The organism is Massilia putida, assembly GCF_001941825.1.
Lineage (GTDB): Bacteria > Pseudomonadota > Gammaproteobacteria > Burkholderiales > Burkholderiaceae_D > Telluria > Telluria putida.
The window spans coordinates 377,833-398,243 of record NZ_CP019037.1 but is presented as its reverse complement, the minus strand read 5'-3'; the positions used below and the strand labels follow the sequence as shown (position 1 = coordinate 398,243).

17 protein-coding genes are annotated in these 20,411 nt (G+C 65.0%); 13 read left to right on the top strand and 4 right to left on the bottom strand.

Annotated features, from left to right (window positions below; genetic code table 11):
* The first annotated feature begins 42 nt into the window (after nt 1–42).
* From hisD to BVG12_RS02110, 11 genes are all read left to right on the top strand, one after another.
* Nucleotides 43–1,326, top strand: coding sequence for a histidinol dehydrogenase (gene hisD, locus BVG12_RS02160; protein WP_075790948.1), 1,284 nt, complete (start codon nt 43–45; stop codon nt 1,324–1,326).
* Nucleotides 1,323–2,081: an SDR family NAD(P)-dependent oxidoreductase gene (locus BVG12_RS02155; RefSeq protein WP_075790947.1), complete on the top strand. Its 759-nt coding sequence runs from the start codon at nt 1,323–1,325 to the stop codon at nt 2,079–2,081. Before hisD ends, BVG12_RS02155 begins: the two co-directional genes overlap by 4 nt.
* A gap of 90 nt (nt 2,082–2,171) precedes the next feature.
* Nucleotides 2,172–3,164 (top strand): fumarylacetoacetate hydrolase family protein, encoded by a 993-nt coding sequence (locus BVG12_RS02150; protein WP_075790946.1) that lies wholly within the window; start codon nt 2,172–2,174, stop codon nt 3,162–3,164.
* Nucleotides 3,161–4,105, top strand: a complete 945-nt coding sequence (locus tag BVG12_RS02145) for an NAD-dependent epimerase/dehydratase family protein (protein ID WP_075790945.1) — start codon at nt 3,161–3,163, stop codon at nt 4,103–4,105. Before BVG12_RS02150 ends, BVG12_RS02145 begins: the two co-directional genes overlap by 4 nt.
* Before the next feature lie 18 nt (nt 4,106–4,123).
* Nucleotides 4,124–5,299 (top strand): alpha/beta hydrolase family protein, encoded by a 1,176-nt coding sequence (locus BVG12_RS02140; RefSeq protein WP_075791025.1) that lies wholly within the window; start codon nt 4,124–4,126, stop codon nt 5,297–5,299.
* Between the two features lie 79 nt (nt 5,300–5,378).
* A complete protein-coding gene (locus BVG12_RS02135) occupies nt 5,379–5,678 on the top strand; it encodes an antibiotic biosynthesis monooxygenase family protein (RefSeq protein WP_075790944.1) in 300 nt (99 codons plus the stop codon).
* Nucleotides 5,679–6,054: 376 nt separating this feature from the next.
* The gene (locus BVG12_RS02130; RefSeq protein ID WP_229503627.1) at nt 6,055–7,734 is read left to right on the top strand and encodes a DUF1302 domain-containing protein; all 1,680 of its coding nucleotides are present in this window, start codon (nt 6,055–6,057) and stop codon (nt 7,732–7,734) included.
* Between the two features lie 16 nt (nt 7,735–7,750).
* Nucleotides 7,751–9,103, top strand: coding sequence for a DUF1329 domain-containing protein (locus tag BVG12_RS02125; protein ID WP_075790943.1), 1,353 nt, complete (start codon nt 7,751–7,753; stop codon nt 9,101–9,103).
* Between the two features lie 34 nt (nt 9,104–9,137).
* Nucleotides 9,138–10,238: a WD40/YVTN/BNR-like repeat-containing protein gene (locus BVG12_RS02120; RefSeq protein ID WP_075790942.1), complete on the top strand. Its 1,101-nt coding sequence runs from the start codon at nt 9,138–9,140 to the stop codon at nt 10,236–10,238.
* Nucleotides 10,238–12,685: an efflux RND transporter permease subunit gene (locus BVG12_RS02115; RefSeq protein ID WP_075791023.1), complete on the top strand. Its 2,448-nt coding sequence runs from the start codon at nt 10,238–10,240 to the stop codon at nt 12,683–12,685. Before BVG12_RS02120 ends, BVG12_RS02115 begins: the two co-directional genes overlap by 1 nt.
* 25 nt (nt 12,686–12,710) lie before the next feature.
* Nucleotides 12,711–13,889, top strand: a complete 1,179-nt coding sequence (locus BVG12_RS02110) for an MFS transporter (RefSeq protein WP_075790941.1) — start codon at nt 12,711–12,713, stop codon at nt 13,887–13,889.
* 2 nt (nt 13,890–13,891) lie between these two features.
* Here the strand turns inward: BVG12_RS02110 and BVG12_RS02105 are convergent, their stop codons facing one another.
* Nucleotides 13,892–14,803, bottom strand: a complete 912-nt coding sequence (locus BVG12_RS02105) for a LysR family transcriptional regulator (protein WP_075790940.1) — start codon at nt 14,801–14,803, stop codon at nt 13,892–13,894.
* A 185-nt stretch (nt 14,804–14,988) separates the two neighbouring features.
* Here BVG12_RS02105 and BVG12_RS02100 point away from each other — a divergent pair, with 185 nt between their 5' ends.
* Both BVG12_RS02100 and BVG12_RS02095 read left to right on the top strand, forming a co-directional pair.
* Nucleotides 14,989–16,005 carry an SMP-30/gluconolactonase/LRE family protein gene (locus BVG12_RS02100; protein ID WP_075790939.1) on the top strand — a complete coding sequence of 339 codons (1,017 nt, stop codon included), beginning with the start codon at nt 14,989–14,991 and terminating at the stop codon, nt 16,003–16,005.
* 85 nt (nt 16,006–16,090) lie between these two features.
* On the top strand, nt 16,091–17,650 hold the full coding sequence (locus tag BVG12_RS02095; protein WP_075790938.1) for a methyl-accepting chemotaxis protein: 1,560 nt from the start codon (nt 16,091–16,093) through the stop codon (nt 17,648–17,650).
* Nucleotides 17,651–18,128: 478 nt separating this feature from the next.
* Here the strand turns inward: BVG12_RS02095 and BVG12_RS02090 are convergent, their stop codons facing one another.
* From BVG12_RS02090 to BVG12_RS02080, 3 genes are all read right to left on the bottom strand, one after another.
* Nucleotides 18,129–19,115 carry a hypothetical protein gene (locus BVG12_RS02090; protein WP_075790937.1) on the bottom strand — a complete coding sequence of 329 codons (987 nt, stop codon included), beginning with the start codon at nt 19,113–19,115 and terminating at the stop codon, nt 18,129–18,131.
* 281 nt (nt 19,116–19,396) lie between these two features.
* Nucleotides 19,397–19,855, bottom strand: coding sequence for an RES family NAD+ phosphorylase (locus BVG12_RS02085; RefSeq protein WP_075790936.1), 459 nt, complete (start codon nt 19,853–19,855; stop codon nt 19,397–19,399).
* Complete coding sequence (locus BVG12_RS02080) at nt 19,852–20,313, bottom strand: Xre family toxin-antitoxin system antitoxin (RefSeq protein ID WP_075790935.1); 462 nt, start codon at nt 20,311–20,313, stop codon at nt 19,852–19,854. The genes BVG12_RS02085 and BVG12_RS02080 overlap by 4 nt, the downstream gene beginning before the upstream one ends.
* Nucleotides 20,314–20,411: the final 98 nt, after the last annotated feature.

Genomic DNA, 20,411 nt, shown 5'->3' with positions numbered 1-20,411 from the left:
CTCACATCGAGGATTCACTTAAAACACATCACAGGTGACACCATGATCAAGTATCTGAAGAAGGGCAAGTCGGTCGAGGCCAAGGCGGAAATCAACGCGCAGGTGCGCACGACCGTCGAAAACATCATCGCCGACATCGAGGCGCGCGGCGAGCAGGCCGTACGCGAGTATTCGGAAAAATTCGACAAGTGGAATCCGCCCTCGCTGCGCCTGTCGCAGGAAGAGATCCAGGGCTGCATCGATTCGCTTAGCCCGCAGGCTCTGGAAGACATAAAGTTTGCCCAGGCCCAGATTCGCCGCTTCGCGCAGGTGCAGCTGCTGTCGCTGCGCGACGTCGAAGTCGAGACCTTGCCGGGCGTCGTCCTCGGGCACAAGAACATCCCCGTCAATTCCGTCGGCTGCTACATCCCGGGCGGTAAATATCCGTTGCTGGCGTCGGCGCACATGAGCGTGCTGACCGCGAAGGTCGCCGGCGTGAAGCGCGTGATCGCCTGCGCGCCGCCGTTCGACGGCAAGCCGTCGCCGGAAATCGTCGCCGCGATGGCGCTGGCCGGCGCCGACGAGATCTATGTGATGGGCGGGGTGCAGGGCGTGGCGGCGATGGCGATCGGTACCGAGAACATCGCGCCGGTCGACATGATCGTCGGCCCGGGTAACGCGTACGTGGCCGAAGCCAAGCGCCAGCTGTTCGGCCGCGTCGGCATCGACCTGTTCGCCGGCCCGACCGAGACCATGGTCATCTGCGACGATACCGTCGACGCCGAACTGGTCGCGGTGGACCTGCTCGGCCAGGCCGAGCACGGCCCGACATCGCCCGCGTACTGCGTGACGACGAGCCGCAAGATCGCTGAGGAATTGCCGGCCGCGATCGAACAAGTGCTGGCGCGCCTGGACACGGCGCCGGTGGCCAGCGCCTCGTGGCGTGACTACGGCGAGATCATCCTGTGCGATACCAACGAGGAGATGCTGCAGGAGTCCGAGCGCATCTGCTCCGAGCACGTGCAGGTGATGACGGAAGATCCCGACTGGTTCCTCGACCGCATGACGAGCTACGGCGGGCTGTTCCTCGGCCACCGCACGAACGTCTCCTATGGCGACAAGGTGATCGGAACCAACCATACGCTGCCGACGATGGGTGCCGGCCGCTACACGGGCGGCCTGTGGGTGGGCAAATTCATCAAGACGCACACCTACCAGCGCATCCTGACCGACGAGGCGTCGGTACAGATCGGCGAAGTGTGCTCGCGCCTGTGCGCGCTGGAGCACTTCTCGGGCCACAAGGAGCAGGCGGACATCCGCGTGCGCCGCCTGAAGAAGACGGCATGAGCACGCACGCGTTGCAAGGCAGGGTGGCGCTGGTGACCGGCGGCGCCGGCGGCATCGGCGCCGCCATCTGCCGCGAACTGGCCGCCCAGGGCGCGGCCGTCGTGGTGGGCTACAACAGCTCGGCCGACAAGGCTGCGACACTGGCGTCGCAGCTGCCGGTGGCGGCGCTGCCGCATGCGGCGCTCGCCGCGCCGGTCACCGACAGCGCGGCCCTGGCCGGCCTGGCGGACGAGATCGGGCGGCGCTACGGCCGCTGCGACATCCTCGTCAACTGCGCCGGCACGACGAGCTTCGTGCCGCACCACGACCTCGATGCGCTGGACGACGGGTTGATCGAGCGCATTCTGTCCACCAACGTGCGTGGGCCGTTCGCCGCCGTGCGCGCACTGCGCGCGCTTCTGGAGGCGAACGGGAACGGCCTGGTCGTGAACGTGTCGTCGATCGCCGCCGTCACCGCGATGGGCAGCAACGTGATGTATTGCGCGTCCAAGGCGGCCGTGGACAACATGACCAGATCGCTGGCGCGCGCGCTGGCGCCGGCGATCCGCGTGGTGTCGGTCTCGCCGGGCCTGTCGGACACGGAATTCGTCAAATCCATGGACCATGGCTGGCGCGACGAGCAGGCCGCCCGCACGCCGTTGAAACGCCTGGCCGATCCGCGCGAAGTGGCGCTGGCGGTGGTGGCCGTGGCCACGCACCTGACGTTCACCACCGGCGCCGTGATCCCGGTCGACGGCGGCCGGCCGCTCCAGTGAGCCGGACATGAACGACGACTTCGCCCCGGACCACGTCGAACTAATCGAGCTGATCCAACGAGGATCGGCATATCACCAAGGAGACAATCCATGAAACTGGCGACCCTGAGAGACGGCAGCCGCGACGGCCGCCTGCTGGTCGTATCGCGCGAGCTGCAGACGGCATGCAAGCCCGCGTGCGTGTCGACCATGCAGCAGGCGATCGACCGCTGGGACGAGGTCGAGCCCCTTCTGCAGGACATCTATGCGCAGCTCAACCGCGGCGAGGCTCCCGAGTCCTTCCGCTTCGATCCGCGCGCGGTCGCCGCGCCGTTCCCAAGGGCCTATCAGTTCATCGACGCATCGGCGTTTTTGAATCACGGCGACATCATGGAACGCGCCTACAACCTGACCGTCAAGAAGGACAAGGCGGTCCCGATCCTGATCCAGCGCCAGGCCGACGATTTCTACGGGCCCTGCGACGACTACCCGTTCCCGAGCGAAGCCGACAACGCCGACTTCGAGGGCGAGGTCGCTGTCGTGCTGGACGACGTGCCGTCCGGCACCAGGGCCGAGGACGCGCTGGGCCACGTCAAGCTGCTGATGCTGTTCAACGACGTCAGCATGCGCACCCACCTGTTCCGCGAACTGGGCATGGGCTTCGGCTTCATCCTCGCCAAGCCCGCCACCGTGTTCGCGCCCGTGGCCGTCACGCCGGACGAACTCGGCGATGCCTGGCGCGATGGCCGCGTCCATCTCGACTTGCGTGTCGAGCGCAATGGCGAATGGTTCGGCAATCCGAACGGGCGCGAGATGGACTTCAGCTTCGCCGACATCGTCGCCCACATCGCGTACAACCGCCGCCTCGGCGCCGGCACCGTGATCGGGACGGGTACGTTCTCGAACAAGGATGTCGGGAAGGTCGGATCTGCTTGCCTGGCCGAACGCCGTGCGCTCGAGACGATCGCCAACGGCGAGGCGTCGACCCCATTCCTGCGTTACGGGGAGCGCCTGCGTTTCGACATGCTCGACGGCGCCGGCCAGTCCGTGTTCGGCGCCATCGACCACCGCTTCGTGCCCGCCGCGCGCAAGGAGGTCCAATGAGAGTCCTCGTGACCGGCGCCAACGGCTTCGTCGGCAAGGCCCTCGTCGACCGTCTGCTGGCGACGGGCGCCGGCGGCCGGGCCGTCGAGTCCCTGAGCCTGATGGACATTGCCTTCGACGCCCAGGCGAAGGACCAGCGCGTGCGCCGGTTCGAAGGCAGCATCGCCGCCGAAGGGATGCTCGACGACCTGTTCGCCCAGCCGTACGACGTGATCTTCCACCTGGCCAGCGTCCCCGGCGGCGCGGCCGAGCGCAACTTCGAGCTCGGGCTCGAGGTGAACCTGCAGGGCACCCTGGCGTTGCTCGAGCGTAGCCGGCGCCAGGTGCAGGCACCGGTGTTCGTGTTCGCCAGCACCATCGCCGTGTATGGCCGGATGGGGGCGAAGGTCGATGATGCGACGCCGCTCGCACCGCAGCTGAGCTATGGCGCGCACAAGCTGGCCGGCGAGATCCTCGTGAAGGACTACAGCCGGCGCGGCTGGGTCGACGGCCGCATCCTGCGCCTGCCCGGCATCGTGGCGCGTCCCCCGGTGCCGAACGGCCTGCTTTCTTCGTTCATGAGCGACATCTTCTGGCGCCTGTCCGCCGGCGAACGCTTCACCTGCCCGGTGTCGCCGCAGGGCGTGGCATGGTGGATGTCGGTCGCCTGCTGCGTCGACAACTTCCTCCACGCAGCCGCGCTGGCGCCCGGGCAGGTCCTGGGCCGCCGGGAATTCACGCTGCCGGTGCTGCGCCTGACGATCGCGGAACTGGTGGACGGCCTGGCGGAGATGTATGGCGCCGACCGCCGCGGTCTCGTCACGTACGCGCCGAACCCCGAGCTGGAGGCCGCGTTCGCAAGCCAGCCGCCACTGGACGCCCGTACCGCCGAGGGGCTTGGCTTCCGTCACGACGGCTCGATCGGGGAACTGATCCGCAACGCATTGCAACGAACTCAATAGGAAGAATCAAACATGTCGATGTTCCAATATTTTCCCACGAATTACGTCTGGAGCCTGGCCGTCAACGCGGCGCTGGAAAGCGGTGGCAGGATCGGCGAGATCGACGAAGTCTGCCGCCCGCTGCGCGACCTCGCCACGCAGGGCGACGATCCCGGTACCGAAGCCTTCTTCCAGGCCTGGGTCGCCATGGGCGACAAGCTCGTCGACCTGGCGCAGGAAGACAAGGCGCTCGGGCGCCGCTACAGCGCCGGCGAAAAGCTCGACCGCGCGGTCCAGTATTTCGCCTGCGCGGAACGCATGCAGGCGCACGGCTTCGCGCCGCGCAAGGTGCTGTACCAGCGCTACGTCGCGCTATTCCAGGAAGCGCAGGAACTGATGGGCGTACGTTGCGAGCGCGTCGAGATCCCGTACGGCGACGCCAACCTTGCGGGGATCCTGTTCCATGCCGAGGGCGTCGCGCCGGACGCACGCCAGCCGGTCATGCTGTGCGTGAATGGCCTGGACAGCACGAAGGAAATGCTGGCACGCACGCAGATCACGAAGCAGTTGACCCAGCGCGGCATCGCCTGCCTGTACCTCGACCAGCCGGGCACCGGCGAGGCGCTGCGCCTGCACGCCATGCCGGCGCTCGTGAACAGCGAGGCCTGGGCGGGCAAGGTGGTCGACTACCTCGAGACGCGCGCCGACGTCGACCCCGGGCGCATCGGCATGATGGGTGTGTCGCTGGGCGGCTACTACACGCCGCGCGCGGTCGCCTTCGAGCCGCGTTTCGCACTTGGCGCCGTGTGGGGCGCCAACCACAACTGGGGCGAGATGCAGAAGCGTCGTCTCAAGCGAGAGGGCGAGAACCCTGTGCCGCATTACTGGGAACACGTGCGCTGGGTATGGGGTGCGAACGACATGGACGCGTTCATGGCCAAGGCCGAGCAGATACACCTGAACGGGATCCTGGACCGCGTGCAGGTGCCGTTCCTCGTCACGCACGGCGAGCAGGACCGCCAGATCCCGGTGGAATACGCGTACCAGACCTATGACCAGCTGGTGAATAGCCCGAAGCGCGAGCTGAAGATCTTCACGGATCGCGAAGGCGGCGTCCACCATGTCAGCCTCGACAACATGGCGAACGCCGGCGCGTTCATCGCGGACTGGATCGCGGAAAACCTGGGCGGCCGCGTCGGCGCAGAGTCCCGATGAGCGCCGACGATAAGCGGCGCCCAAATGCGCTCGACTTTTACCGTGCGACCGCTGGTGCGGCCGTTTAACAGGAGGGAATATGGTATTGGAAAGTGCAGACATCCTCGTAAAACCCGGCATGGAAGCCGTATTCGAAGCGGGCGTGGCGCAGGCGGCGCCGCTGTTCCGGCGCGCGCGCGGCTGCCTCTCCATGGTCTTGCAGCGCGGGATCGAAAACCGGCGCGCATACCGCTTGCTGGTGCGTTGGGAATCCCTGGAGGACCACACCGTGCATTTCCGGTCGAGCGAAGACTTCCAGGCGTGGCGCGCCCTGGTCGGTCATTGCTTCGACGGGCTCCCGGTCGTGACGCATCTGGAAACGGTCGTCAATGCCTTTTGAACAGTGATCGATTGATGTACCGATTTTCTTGATAGTTCAAACCGGAACAAACGGTTTTCAATGCGTGTGTCTCATGTCTATCATGGGATAACAAAAGGACTCCCACACGGAGCCAAAAGACCAACAAGGAGACATCGTCATGACCCCGTACCGCACCGACCCGGCGCAACCCGCCACCTTCGCTTTCCGGCCCGTGGCCGCACGATAGCGCCGGCTGACGGTGGCGCGACGCCCCTCCGTCAGCCGTCACGCAGTCCACCCGCTTCATAGATCGCCGCATGCGGCAAGCATGCGTTCGTCCGGTCGCGCCGACATCGGCGGCGCGCCGGGCCTGACACAAGAAGGCTGGTCATCCAGCCCACCTAAGGAGACATAGATGCAAAGCACCCGCGATTCATCCGATGCAGGCATGTCCAAGGCGCCGAAGGCGCGCTTGCTGACGGTCCTGCTGGCCCATCTGTTCATCGTGCCGGCCGTCCACGCGTCGGAGCTGGACAGCGGCAATCCCGATCTCAAGCTGCGCTGGGATAACACAGTGAAGTACAGCACGGGCGTGCGCGCGAAGAACGCGTCGGACGCGCTGAAGGTCGATCCCAACCAGGACGACGGGGACCGCAATTTCGACCGCGGATTCATCTCGAACCGTGTCGACCTGCTGTCCGAGTTCGACGCGAGCTACAGGCAGTTCGGCGTGCGGGTCAGTGGCGCGGCATGGTATGACTTCGCCTACAACACGTCGAACGACAACGACAGCGCGCCAGGCACCGTGAACGCCTTCGGTGTCGCGCATGACCGTTTTCCGAGCCAGACCCGGAAGTACAACGGGCGCGATGCTGAGATCCTCGATGCGTTTGTGTCCGGCCGCTTCGAACCGGCGGGCACACCGGTCACGTTCCGCCTCGGACGCCATGCGCTGATCTGGGGCGAGAGCGTGTTCTTCGGCGGGAACGGCATCGCAGCGGGCCAGGCGCCGATCGACGTCAACAAGGCGTTGTCGGTGCCGAATCTGCGCTTCAACGAATTGATCCGCCCCGACAACCAGGTGTCGGGCCAGATCCAGCTCACGCCGAACCTGGCGGTGGCCGGTTACTACAAGCTCGGCTGGGAAGAAAACCGCCTGCCGGGCCTCGGCAGCTATTTTTCCGGGATGGCGCCCGACTTCACGCTGCCCGGGTCCGACATGCTGTACGTGCCGGGTGCCGGCACGTCGATCTTCTTCCGCCGCGCGGCCGACATGAAGGGCGGTCGCTCGGGGCAGGGCGGCCTGCAGTTGAAATACCGGCTCGGGGACAGCGATCTCGATCTCGGCTTCTACGCCCTGCAGTACAACGACCGCAACTTCCAGGTCCTGGTCAAGCCGGGCTCGTTCAGCACGCCGCCGGTGGCGCCGAATCAGATCGGCGAGTACCAGCTCGCCTACCACGAGCATACCCGTACGTATGGCGTCAGTGCGAGCACGTCGGTCGGCAACGTGAACTTCGCGGGCGAGGTCTCCGTGCACCGCAACCTGGCGTTGCAGAGCGTCGCCCAGGTGGACCTGGCGGGCACCAGCGACAACAACCACAATCCGCTGTACGCCGTCGGCAACTCGCTGCAGGCCCAGTTCTCGTGGATCGCGTCGCTGGGTCCCAGCTTCATCGCCAGCGAGGCGAGCTGGGTCGGCGAGGTCGCGTGGAATCGCCGCACGAGCATCACGAAGAACGCCGGCGCGCTCGACCCGAACACGACGCGCAACGCGTGGTCGCTGCGCACTATCTACGAGCCCTCGTACCGCCAGGCCTGGCCCGGCATCGACATCAGCGTGCCGGTCGGTCTCGGCTACACCCCGAGCGGCAGGTCGTCGGTGGTGGGCGGCTTCGGCGTGTCGCACGGCGGCGACGTCAGCGTCGGCATCAACGGCGCCTACCTGGACACCTGGCGCATCGGCATCAACTACACGCATTACTTCGGACCGGAAGGCACGTTCCTGGTGCCGATTTCGCTGGCCAACCAGACCTTCAAGCAAAGCCTGAAGGACCGCGACTTCGTATCGCTGTCCGTGCGCCGCACCTTCTAACATCGAGGAGACAACTATGATTCGACCACACAAGACCGCGCTGGCGACCCTGTGCAGCCTGCTGGTGCTGGGCGCAGCCGCCCACGCGGCCATGCCCGATGAGGCGGCGCAGCTCAAGACCACGCTGACCCCGCTCGGCGGCGAGCGTGCCGGCAACAAGGACGGCACCATCCCCGCCTGGGACGGCGGCTATACGAAGGCCATTCCCGGCTTCGCCAACGGCGGCAAGCGCGGCGACCCGTTCGCGAACGAAAAGCCGCTGTACACCATCACGGCTAAGAACGCGGCCCAGTACGCGGACAAGCTGACCGACGGCGTCAAGGCCATGCTGAAGAAGCACCCGGACACGTTCCGCCTCGACGTGTATCCGACCCACCGCACGGCGGCCGCTCCGCAGTGGGTGTACGACAACACGTTCAAGAACGCCACCAGCGGCAAGCTGAACGGCATGGTACCGGAAGGCGTCTATGGCGGCGTTCCGTTCCCGATCCCGAAGAACGGCGCCGAAGCGATGTGGAACCACCTGCTGCGCTGGCGCGGCAGCGACTGGCACGCGGACTTCCGCGGCATCCAGGTGACCGCCGACGGCAAGCAGGTCACGACCGTCGACGGCCGCGGCGACTTCCAGATGCCGTACTACTTCAAGGACGGCAGCGCGGGCAACTACAACGGCGAATACTGGCTGATCCGCCTCGTCAATGCCGGCCCGCCGATCCGCGCCGGCGAAGCGATCGTCGGTCGCGAGAACCTGAACCCCGAGCGCACCCAGGCATGGGTCTACCTGACCGGCCAGCGCCGCGTACGCAAGCTGCCGATCGCCTGCTGCGACACGCCGACCCCGGCGACGGCCGGGATCATGTCGTTCGACGAGGTGGACGTCTTCAACGGCCGATTGGACCGGTTCGACTGGAAGCTGGTCGGCAAGAAGGAGATCTACATCCCCTACAACAGCAACAAGATGCTGCAGCCGAAGATCGCGGACCTGATCGGCGAGCACCACCTGAACCCGGACTACGTCCGCTGGGAGCTGCACCGCGTGTGGGTGGTCGAGGCCAACCTGGCGCCGGGCAAGCGCCACCAGGCGCCCAAGGGCCGCTACTACCTGGACGAGGATACCTGGGCGGCGGTACTGGGCGACCGCTGGGATGCCAACGGCCAGCTGTGGAAGACCATGTTCGCGAACCCGATCGTGATGCCCGACCTGCCGGCCACGGCGCCGCCGCAGGAATTCGGCTTCTACGACCTGGTTTCGGGTGCGTGGTACGTGAACGGCGTGCTGAACGAGAAGGCCGAGCAGTACAAGATCATGCCTCGCTACGGCAATACGGTGTTCACGCCGGAAGCGATGGCTGGGGAAGGTCAGCGCTGAGCATGTCGGCACGGTGGTTATCGCGGAGCGAATCATGAAGTTCAAGTATGTTGTTTCGATGCTGGCGGTGGCCGGCACGCTGGCGGCCGGTGCCGCCCACGCGGCGGTCCCGGTCGCGGATCCGTTGACGCGGCCCGCGACGATGGTGCGGCAGCCCGGCCGGGTCTTCCTGGCGGGGCTGGCGCACGCCGGCAAGCGTCTGGTGGCGGTAGGCGAGCACGGCGTCGTCGCGCTGTCCGACGACGGCGGCAAGTCCTGGCGCCAGGCCAGGGTGCCGACCAGCGTCACGCTGACGGCGGTCCAGTTCCCAACCCCACGGCAGGGATGGGCCACCGGACACTACGGGGTGGTCCTGCACAGCGCAGACGGCGGCGAGACCTGGTCGCGCCAGCTGGACGGCGTGCAGGCGGCGCAACTCGCGCTGCGCGACGCCCAGGCCGAGACCGGGGCGCCCCGTGCGGCGCGCGACCTGGCCGACGCCCAGCGCCTGGTCCGGGACGGACCGGACAAGCCCTTCCTGGCGCTGCATTTCGGCGACGCGCTCAACGGGATCGTCGTCGGCGCCTACAACCTGGCGTTCCGTACCCGCGACGGCGGCAAGACGTGGACGTCGCTGATGGGCCGGCTCGACAACCCGAAGGGCAACCACCTGTATGCCGTGCGATCGACGGGCGACGTCGTCTACATCGCGGGCGAGCAGGGACTGCTGCTGCGCGCCACGGACGGCGGGCTGCATTTCGAACGCCTCGACACGGGCTACAAGGGGAGCTTCTTCGCCCTGTGCCTCCCCGGCGCGGACGAAGTCGTGGTGGGCGGCCTGCGCGGCAACGCATATCGCTCCCGCGACCGCGGCGCGAGCTGGAACAAGCTCGAATCGCCCACGCCGGCGGCGATCACCGCCATCGGGGTCCGTGGCGCCGACGGCATCGTGGCGGTCAACCAGGCGGGCCAGGTGCTCGCCGCCGGACCCGGCGCCACCGCGCTGGTCCCCTTGAACGTTCCGGCCCTGCCGCCGCTGAACGACCTGCTGGTCGACGCCGACGGCAGCATAATCGCCGCCAGTGTCTTTGGCGTGCTGCGCCTGCCGGCCGTCGCGCCATCCGCCGCTCCCACCGTTTCCATGGCCGCAAAATGATGCCGACAACCTCTACCGACCGCAACGCGCCGACCGATCTGGCGCGTTTCGACCCGCAGTCCGGTTCGTTACTCGAACGCCTGTTGTTCAACCATCGCCTGGTCGTCATCGTGCTGTGCGCCGTGATCACCGGCATCCTCGGTTTCCAGGCCAGCAAGCTGCGCCTGAACGCGAGCTTCGAAAAAACCATTCCGACCGGTCACCCGTACATCGCCAACTACCTGAAATACCAGAAGGAGTTGAGCGGTCTCGGCAACGCCGTGCGCATCGTGGTCGAGAACCCCGCGGGCACTATCTACGACGCCCGTTACCTCGCGACGCTGGCGAAGATCAACGACGAGGTGTTCCTGCTGCCGGGTGTCGACCGGCCGTTCATGAAGTCCCTGTGGACGCCGAACACGCGCTGGACCGGCGTGACGGAGGAAGGACTCGAAGGCGGTCCGGTGATCCCCGAAGACTACGACGGGAGCGCTCCCGGCCTGCGCAAGCTCGAAGCGAACGTCGCGCGCTCCAACGAGATCGGCCAGACCGTGGCGCTCGACGGCCGCTCCAGCGTGATCTACGTGCCGCTGATGGCCGTCGACGCGCATGGCAGGGCGCTCGACTACCGGGTCTTGTCCGCCGCGCTGGAAACGATCCGCGCCAGGTACGAGACGCAGGGCGTACGCATCCACGTGACGGGCTTCGCCAAGATCGTCGGCGACCTGATCGACGGCCTGCGCCAGGTGCTGCTGTTCTTCGGCATCGCGATCGCGATCGCGGCCGCCATGGTCTACTGGTTCACCCGCTGCGTGCGCTCGACCGTGCTGGTCGTCGTGAGTTCGCTGATCGCCGTCGTCTGGCAGCTCGGGCTGTTGCCCACGCTGGGCTATGCGCTGGACCCTTATTCGATGCTGGTACCGTTCCTCATCTTCGCGATCGGGATGAGCCACGGCGCGCAGAAGATGAACGGCATCATGCAGGACATCGGGCGCGGCGCCCACAAGCTCGTGGCGGCGCGCTTTACCTTCCGGCGCCTGTTCCTCGCCGGCCTGACCGCACTGCTGGCCGACGCCGTCGGCTTCGCCGTCCTGCTGGTGATCGACATCCGGGTCATCAAGGAACTGGCGGTCGCCGCCAGCATCGGGGTTGCCGCGCTGATCTTCACGAACCTGATCCTGTTGCCGATCCTGCTGTCGTACACCGGCGTCAGCCAACGCGCCGCCGAGCGCAGCCTGCGCGCCGAGGCAGCCGAGGCGTCCGGCGCCGACAAGGAGCGCCTGTGGCGCGTCCTCGACCTGTTTACGCGCAAGTCGTACGCGACGCTGGCGGTGCTGTGCGCCTGCGTCGTCGCCGCTGCCGGCCTGGCGGTGAGCCACCATCTGAAGATCGGCGACCTCGATCCGGGTGCGCCGGAACTCCGTCCGGATTCGCGCTACAACCGCGACGTGGCATACATGAACCAGCACTACGGCGCCAGCAGCGACGTCTACGCCGTCCTGGTCAAGACGCCCGACAACGGCGGCTGCTCGAGCTACGACGTGCTGAAGCGCGTCGACGCCCTCGAGTGGGAATTGCGCCAGCTCGACGGCGTGGAGTCGGTCAACACGCTGGCGTTGTTGAACCGGCGCATGCTGAGTGGCCTGAACGAGGCCAGCCCGAAGTGGTATGAGCTCGTGAAGAACCAGGACATGCTCAATACGGTGACGGCGGGCGCGCCGCGCGGCCTGTACAACGAATCCTGCGGCCTCCTGACCCTGTACGTGTACCTGAAGGATCACCGGGCCGACACCCTGGCGCGCGTCGTCGCGCACGTCGAGGGCTTCGCCGCGGCCAACAACAGCCCGGACGTCCAGTTCCTGCAAGCCGCGGGCAGCGCGGGTATCGAGGCCGCCACGAACATCGTCGTCAAGCGCTCGTGGTACGAAATGCTGTTCCTGGTGTATGGCGCCGTCGTCGTCCTGTGCTTCGTCACCTTCCGCTCCTGGCGCGCCGTCGTGGTGGCGATCCTGCCGCTGATGCTGACGTCGGTGCTGGCCGAGGCATTGATGGTGTGCCTGGGCATCGGTGTCAAGGTCGCCACGCTGCCCGTGATCGCGCTCGGTGTCGGCATCGGCATCGACTACGCGCTCTACATCCTGAGCGTCATGCTGGCGCGCATGCGTGACGGAATGAGCCTGTCGGAAGCCTATTACCGGGCCCTGCTGTTCACGGGCAAGGTCGTCATGCTCACCGGCGTCACGCTTGCCGTCGGTGTTGCGACATGGGCTTTCTCGCCCATCAAGTTCCAGGCCGACATGGGCATTCTGCTAGCCTTCATGTTCCTGCTGAACATGCTCGGCGCGCTGATCCTGCTGCCCGCGCTGGGACACTTCCTGCTGCGCCCGCGCATGGCCGCGCGGCACGCGCCGCCGGCGTGCACGGCCGACGGTGCGCCGGTCGCGGCCGGCACGCCGATGCCGGATTGATGTGCAGTACCCACTGGAGAAATCTATGAGCAGCAACCAAGCCACTCGTGGCACATTCGCCCTGATGCTGGCCCATGTGGCCGGCCTGATCGACCTCGTGGCCTTGCCGCTCTGGGTCGGCACCCTGGTCCAGCATTACGGACTCGATTTCGAGCACGCGGGCCTGACCGTCACCCTGTTCCTGCTTGGCGCGGTCGGCGCCAGCGTCTGGTCCGCGCCACGCTTCGACCGCGTTCCGCGTCGCCTCTGCGCGGCCGGCGGCTTCGCGGTGTCGGCGGCGGGGCTGCTGATGGCGTCACGGGCGACCGCATGGCCGGCACTGGTTGCCCTGCACATCGTCGCCGGGATCGGGACCGGCTGCGGCCTGTCGATGGCCCACGGTGCCATGGGACGGTCGGGCAATCCCCACCGCCTGTTCGCGCTGGCCGGCACCGCGCTCGGCGTATTTGCGGTCGTGTTCTATGCGCTCGTGCCCCGACTGATGGCCACCGCCGGCAGTCCCAGCCTGTTCGTCGTGATGGCGGGGCTGATGGCGAGCGCGGCGCTGGCATCGCTTGGCTTTCCCGCCGACCAGGCCAGCGGCGCCGGCGCCACGCGGCCGTCCGAGCCCGTGCGCGTTCCGCGGGCCGTGTGGCTGCTGGTGACGGGCGTCGCCTGCCTGGCGCTGAACCAGTCGATCATTTTCAGCTTCCTCGAGCGCATCGGGATGGCGCGTGGATTCGGGCTCGACCATGTAAACAGCCTGCTGGCGGCAATCGGCATCGTGAACCTGTTTCCTGCGCCGCTTTCCGGCTTCCTGCAGAAGCGCCTGCCGCAGGTCGGCGTGGCGATCGGCGCGACGTTGGTACAGGTTGGACTGGCGTTCACGATTTCCAGTTCGTCGAGTTTCGCCCCCTACGCCATGGCGGCGAGCTTCTACGCGTTCGTGATCATCTTCGCCCATCCCTTCGTGTTCGGGCTGACGGCGCGCCTGGATCCCAGCGGGCGCACCAATGCGTTGACCCCCGCGATGCTGATGATCGGTTCCGCGCTGGCCCCGGCGATCGCGGGCATCGTCGCCCAGCGCTTCGGCTTCGCGGGCCTCGGCATGGCGGTCGCCGGGTTCGGCGCCATCGGCGTGACGTGTTTCGCCCTGCTGGGCCGCGGCATGAAGCGCAGCCGGGCAGGCCAGGCGCCGTTGACTGCGGCGCCCGCCGCGGACTGAAGTCAACCGTGGATCGTCGCGCTGTGCTCGCGCAGCACCGAACGCATCCACGCCATGCCCGGATCGCTGTCCGCAAAGCGGTTCCACTGCAGGCCTGTGGAAATGGTGGGCAGCTCGAAGAGGTGGTCGACCACGCGGATCGGCAGCATCGTCGCGTAATAGTCCGCCAGCGTGCGCTGGATGGTCGCGATCCGGTTGGTGCCGACGATGGCCTGGGGCACGGCATAAAAGCCCATCGTGATCATCTCGATCCGGCGCTCGTTGCCGAAGCGCTTGAAGAACCATTCGTCGATGGAAGGCGTGCGGTTGTTGCCGAAGCGCGTGAGCACATGGCCCATGCGCATGAACTGCTCCAGGTCGATCGTGTCGCCGACCAGTTCGTTGTCCGTGGCGACGATGCAGACGAAGCTGTCATCGAACAAGGGTTCGCTGGGGTGGTCGGACGACAGGTAGGCCTGCGGCATGATCAGGAAGTCGGTCTCGCCGCGCGCGAGCGACTCCCACGGTACGGACGAATGCGGCAATACATCGAGCGTAACGTGCGGCGCGATTCGGCTCAGCGCCGGGGCGACCTTCGAGATCAGGACGGTGCTGATGTAGTCGCTCATCATCAGCGTGAACGAGCGGACGGCCGCGCCGGGATCGAAACTCGGCTTCGTATTCACCATCGCCTCCGCCTGCAGCAGCATGTTGCGGGCGGGGCCGACAAGGCTTTCGCCGAGCGGTGTCGGAACCATCTTCCGGCCGACCTGGATCAGCAGCTCGTCGTTGAAATAGTCGCGCAGCCGCCCGAGCGCGTCGCTGAGGGTGGTCTGGCTGATGTTCAGCCGCTGGCCCGCCCTGGTGACGCTGCGCTCCGCGAGCAGGGCGTCCAGGGCCACGACCAGGTTGAGATCGAGTCGTTTGAATCGCATGAGGTCTCCATTGTTTTACCGATTTTTTTGATAGTTTAAAACGATATAAACGGTTTTCCATAGGTTTTTTTCTTGCTTATGATCGTTCGACGAGCAAAGTGTTTTATCCGGACCGCATGCGCACCCTGTCGCAAGTCGGCAGAACGTGCGGACTACTCACTCAACTATTTGACAAAGAAGCAATAATGACGACAAATCCACTCAAGGGCTGGCAGGTCGACCGGGCACGGATCCGTACGGTTGGCCAGGATCTTCAGCGTCCGGAATGCATCCTTGCCCAGCGTGACGGCAGCCTGCTGGTCGCGGACGCGCGCGGCGGCGTGATGCGTATCGATGCCGACGGCACGCAGCGGCTGATCGTGCCGACACGGTCGGGCGACGCCGACACGCAACAAGGCTTCGAAGACCGGTATGTCATGGCCAAAGGCTCGCTGCCGAACGGGCTGGCGCTGTTGGAAAACGGCGACATCGTCATCGCCAACTGGGGCACCGACAGCGTCGAGTTGCTGACGCGCGAAGGGACGCTGCGCACGCTGTATTCGGAAATCGACGGCCGCCCGATTGGCAAGGCCAACTTTGTCGCGCGCGACTCGAAAGGACGCGTATGGCTCACCGTCACGACCCGCATGGTGCCCTGGACGGATTCGATCAACGCGGGCGTGCTGGACGGCTATATCGCGCTGATGGACGACAAGGGGATCCGCATTGTCGCCGAGGGCTTCGGCGGCACCAACGAGATCCGCTTCGACGCGAAGGAGGAGTGGCTGTATGTCGTCGAGAGCAACGCCCGCCGCATCTCGCGCCTGCGCGTTGCAGACGATGGTTCGCTGTACGGCCGCGAAATCTACGGTCCGTCGCAACTGGATGGATTCCCTGACGGCTTCGCCTTCGACGCCGCCGGCAACTTGTGGATTACGCTCATCATGAGCGACAAGCTGATCGCACTGACCCCCGACGGCGACGTGCTGACCCTGCTGGACGACGGGAACCCCGAGGCCACGGCCACCCTCAACCGCCATTACGCGGACAAGACCCTGACGCCGGAAATCATGCAGGCCGCGAAGGGCACGCTGGCGCCCTGGATGGCGAGCCTGACGTTCGGCGGCCCCGACCTGCGCACCGTGTACCTCGGCAGCTTGATGGGAAACACCATCCCGTATTTCCGGTCTCCGGTGCCAGGCCTTGCCCTGATTCACTGGTAAGCCGCCGGGCCCGCGTGCGCGTGGGCCCGTCCGGCGGATACGCCGCACGAAGACGGCGCCGTCGCATCGACCACAACGGAGACTCATGAACATCCATCTTTCCATCAAGGCCCGCCTGCTGGGCGGCTTGGCCATCCTTTCCATCCTTTCCGGCGTCGCGGGCGTCGGCAGCATGGTCAGCTTCACCGTCACCAAGGGATCCGTGGATACCCTCTACCAGCAAGGGTTCCAGGCGGTTCGGCTGGTGGGCCGCATGAAAATGGACCTCTTGGCCGCACGCGATCTGGCCTCTTCGGCTGGCGAAGCGCCGGCGATCGCAAGGCGGATGCAGGACCTGGCGCAGGCCTGGGCCGCCTATACCAAACTGCTGCAGAGCGACGACGCCAGGAGCGCGAACGCAACGTTCCACGCCGCGTGGACGAAGCTTGCCTTGGACGCGAAGTCGCTGCAGAGCGGTGCGGATGCCGCAGCCTTTCAGGACACGCTGGCGCAGGCGATCGGCGGCGCCGAACGCCTGGAGGTCGCGCAAGGCAGGCGAGTGGAGATCGCGTACGCGAAGGCTCAGGAGGACTATGCATTCTCGATTCAGTGCGCCTCGATCATCATGGTATTCAGCCTATTGACGGCCGGCGCCGTCGGCGTGTCGCTGGTGACGTCGATTTCCAGCCCGCTGCGCAAGATGATCGCGGCGATGAAGGCCGTCGCTGCGGGCGACCTGACCCAGCCGATCGACGTCGCATCGAGGGACGAGATCGGGCAGATCGCGGCGGCGCTCAAGCACATGCAGGAGGGCATCGGAAAACTCGTCGCCGATGTCAGGCATACGACCGAGGTGCTGCTGCCCCTGGCCGAGGAAATCGCCCAGGGCAGTGCTGCGCTCGCGGCCCGAAACGAGGCACAGGTGGGCTCGCTGTCGCGGACCGCGGCCTCCATGGAAGCGTTGACGGCAGCCGTGCAGCAGAACGCCGAGAATGCGGGGCGGGCCGACACGCTTGTCAGTCACGCCGCCGACGTGGCTGCACGCGGCGGTACGGCGGTGCACGAGGTGGTAACGACGATGGGCGAGATCGGCGCCGCGTCGACCAGGATCGTCGACATCATTGCCGTCATCGACGGCATCTCGTTCCAGACCAACTTGCTGGCCCTGAACGCCTCCGTGGAAGCGGCGCGCGCCGGCGAGCAGGGCAGGGGGTTCGCCGTGGTGGCCGCCGAGGTGCGCAACCTCGCGCAGCGCTCGGCGCTAGCGGCGAGGGAAATCAAGGCATTGATCGGCGAATCGGCCGCCAAGGTGGACGACGGCCAGCGCCTGGTCGGCGAAGCCGGCGCGACGATCGGCGAGGTGGTGGACGGCGTACGGCGCGTGACCGGCATGGTCGGCGATATCTCGGCGGCCAGCGCCGAGCAAACGCGCGGCATCGAGCAAATCGGCGAAGCGATCCTCTCCATGGACGGGGCGACTCGCCAAAACGCGGCCATGGTCCAGCAGGCCAGCGCGACTGCGGAAGCTATGCGCGAGCAGGCCCGCAAGCTGTCTCACATGGTGGCCCGCTTCAAGCTCGAACCGGGCCCGGACGGGGCCGTTCCCGAAGGGCATGCCGACCGCGTCGCGCGGGCTGAAGTCGTCTACGAACTGACGCAAGCATGAGCGCATGGCCCTTTTGATATTCCGGTCTTTAGGACAAATATGATTCCGGTCAGGGTTGCGCGATGATGATGTGCGGCCTCCAGCCTTTCCGCGCTGGGTGACGGGCCGGAAGATTCGCTGCTTTTAGCGACCAAAGGACTTCGGGCAGAAGTGCGTGGGCCGTAGCGTCAGTTCTTCTGCGAACACGGCCGCTATTTTTGTGCCAGGACTATAGTCGTGTACGTCCGCTTGGACTACCTCCAGCGCCAGGTGGACAGTGCGGCGAAGCCGGTCCTTAATGGCTGCCCAGTCCCGACCAGTTTACACCTTGTTGCTCTCGTTCCAGCACATCCCTTTTAGTCTTTCATCTTTGATCTTTGATCCACCGCTCATTCGTCTTTAAACCGACCTCGGCACACAAAATTCCTGACACCTCCATCACGCCGGGAACCTGAGGCGGTGGAGCGTACGCGATTTCGCTAAAGATGCCGAACCCTGTTCATCGGCAAAGCCGAATACGATCTACACCGAGTTCTCGGCACAACTCGTGTTCACGTTGCGTCAGCCATGCTTTAGCCTGATCGCGGCTACCTTCGATACCCGATTCATTCATTGCTCTTTTCGCAAGCCGAGCCCGTTCGCTTCTGTCATCGGTAAAAAAACAGTAAAGCCAGGCTTGATTGCGAAAGAAGCGGGTCACCACCCCCACCAGCTGCTCGGCCTGTACCAGCGCAGGCTCGCATTGTTCAATGTGGTAACCGAGCTTTGCCTTGATTGCCCGGTTCACCCGAGTGGAAGTTCTCGCCTCGACGAAGGCAGCCTTGATATGTTCCATTTCAACAGTAAGCCGCAGGAACTGCTGATAGTCGATTGCTGAAAGCCCATCAAGGACGCCAAGCGTATGTTTGATGATGCTGGTCTCAGGGGTATTTTTCCCCGACTTCTGGTCGTACCGAACTTTGACTCCTTCGATGACGACGCTGGCATTACCGGTCTTCGCCATGTTCACGATTCTCCGGCGGAACTCGTGTCCGACACTGCTCAGGAACTCGTCGAGCTGCATACGTGCTTGCCTGACCCGAACGATGGCTGCGCGCAACTCGTTCTCAAAATGCGTGCTTTGTTCGACCAGGCTTCGAACTTTATCCGCTCGTTCCTTCTCGCGCCTGGCGTTCATGGCAAGGCTGATGTCTTTAAACACTGTGCTGTCAGCGCCGAACTTATCGTTCGCACAATCCGCGCCCAAGATGGTAACCGTGCCGTCTTTTAGTTTTGCAACCCAAACATGGTTGTGCGGCGTGCCACACAAGGTGCCGCTTGCGCGTTGAACACAGCAGCATTGCTTTTCAACGAAGTGGTACCACCCGAGGATCTGCCGGTAGTTCTCATGGGTCAGCGGATTGTTGGGGCGGTACTCCGGCAGCGAGGTAATCTGCTCAAAGCTTTCGAAGTTGAGGAGCTCGGGGTTACTTCTGGCAGTTTGCATCCGGACCTCCAGTGATGAAGTTGACTCAATTTTACTGTATGCCAATACAGTATTGTCGAGCAATGTTGTTCAGTTGCGAAAAAATAGACGCCCTTTCTTGACCCCGGGGCGCTCGGATGGGGTCGAAAATCCGTCCGTGAAACGCTAAAACCTGTCGGCAAATCTATTCAACTTAGCTTGGACTACGTTGAATACAGCTATCTCTTCGGTATGGTTATACCGGTATTCATACCGCGGCTTTCAATACCTGCCCGGGACGACGATCGGCCGCGACGCTACGTTTACTGCTTGAACATGCGCTGGTCGAACGAAAACGGCCGGATGACGGTCAACTCCACGTGTTGAAAGTCAGGATGCCGCGGATTCAAAATCACGTTGCTTTCTTCCGGCAGCACCGCTGACGGCACGCGCATGGCGAGCGCTTCACCACGCTCGAGCCATTCGCGGCCGAGAATCTGCGCGCTGACCGAGGTCGGCAGTTCGTTCCAGTCGGACGGCAGTTCGGTCATTGCAGGAGTAAAAATATTGCTGTGATCGGGGATATTGACCGCGACCAGGACCAGCGGCGGTAGTGGTGCCGATCCAACGTGTACGAATTTCTCAAGCGCGCAGATGGCGATCGACGCACCGCAATACAGTGCAGGCAGCCCGACCGGATTCCACCGTCCGCCATACAGCGCTGAGCCGGCACATAAGCGGTCAAGTGCGTATTTGCGTTGGGCAATTCGCCATATCCTCATACGGCGCCGCCCGTGGCGATCGCGTTCAGAACATGGCGTACGGCTTTCGCACCCGGTTCCGTGTCAAGATAGTCGAGTGGGGCCGCACCCCGGAATGCCTGGTTGGGCGAGCGCAGCCACTGCTTGGCCGCCAACTCATCTTCAAACACATCTTCCGCCATGGCCGAGACGTCTGCCAGTCGCCAGAGCCGTTCGGAGGCCGACGCGTCCAGTAGCGCGTGACGCTTGACCAGTCTGTGGGCTGTGGTATCGGGCACCCGCGTAATGGCCCGGATCCGGGCTGCGGGAACCTCAAAATAGTCGCCGGCGGCTACCAGCAGGTCGGCTCCAAAACCAGTACGGATGGCTTGCACCAGGTCGCGCCCGAAACTCAGTTCGTGGCGCAAGGCCGCAAAGGGATTCTGGGCCGAACCCGGCTGTTGCGAATCAGTACTGTCGGGGGACGTGGCTTTTGTCATGATGCCTCCATTTGAAAATTCATGATATACCAAATGGAATGAGGCCGCCACATGCTCTCAATGGTGCTGGTTTTTGATAGTAGGCATGAGCCAGCCGA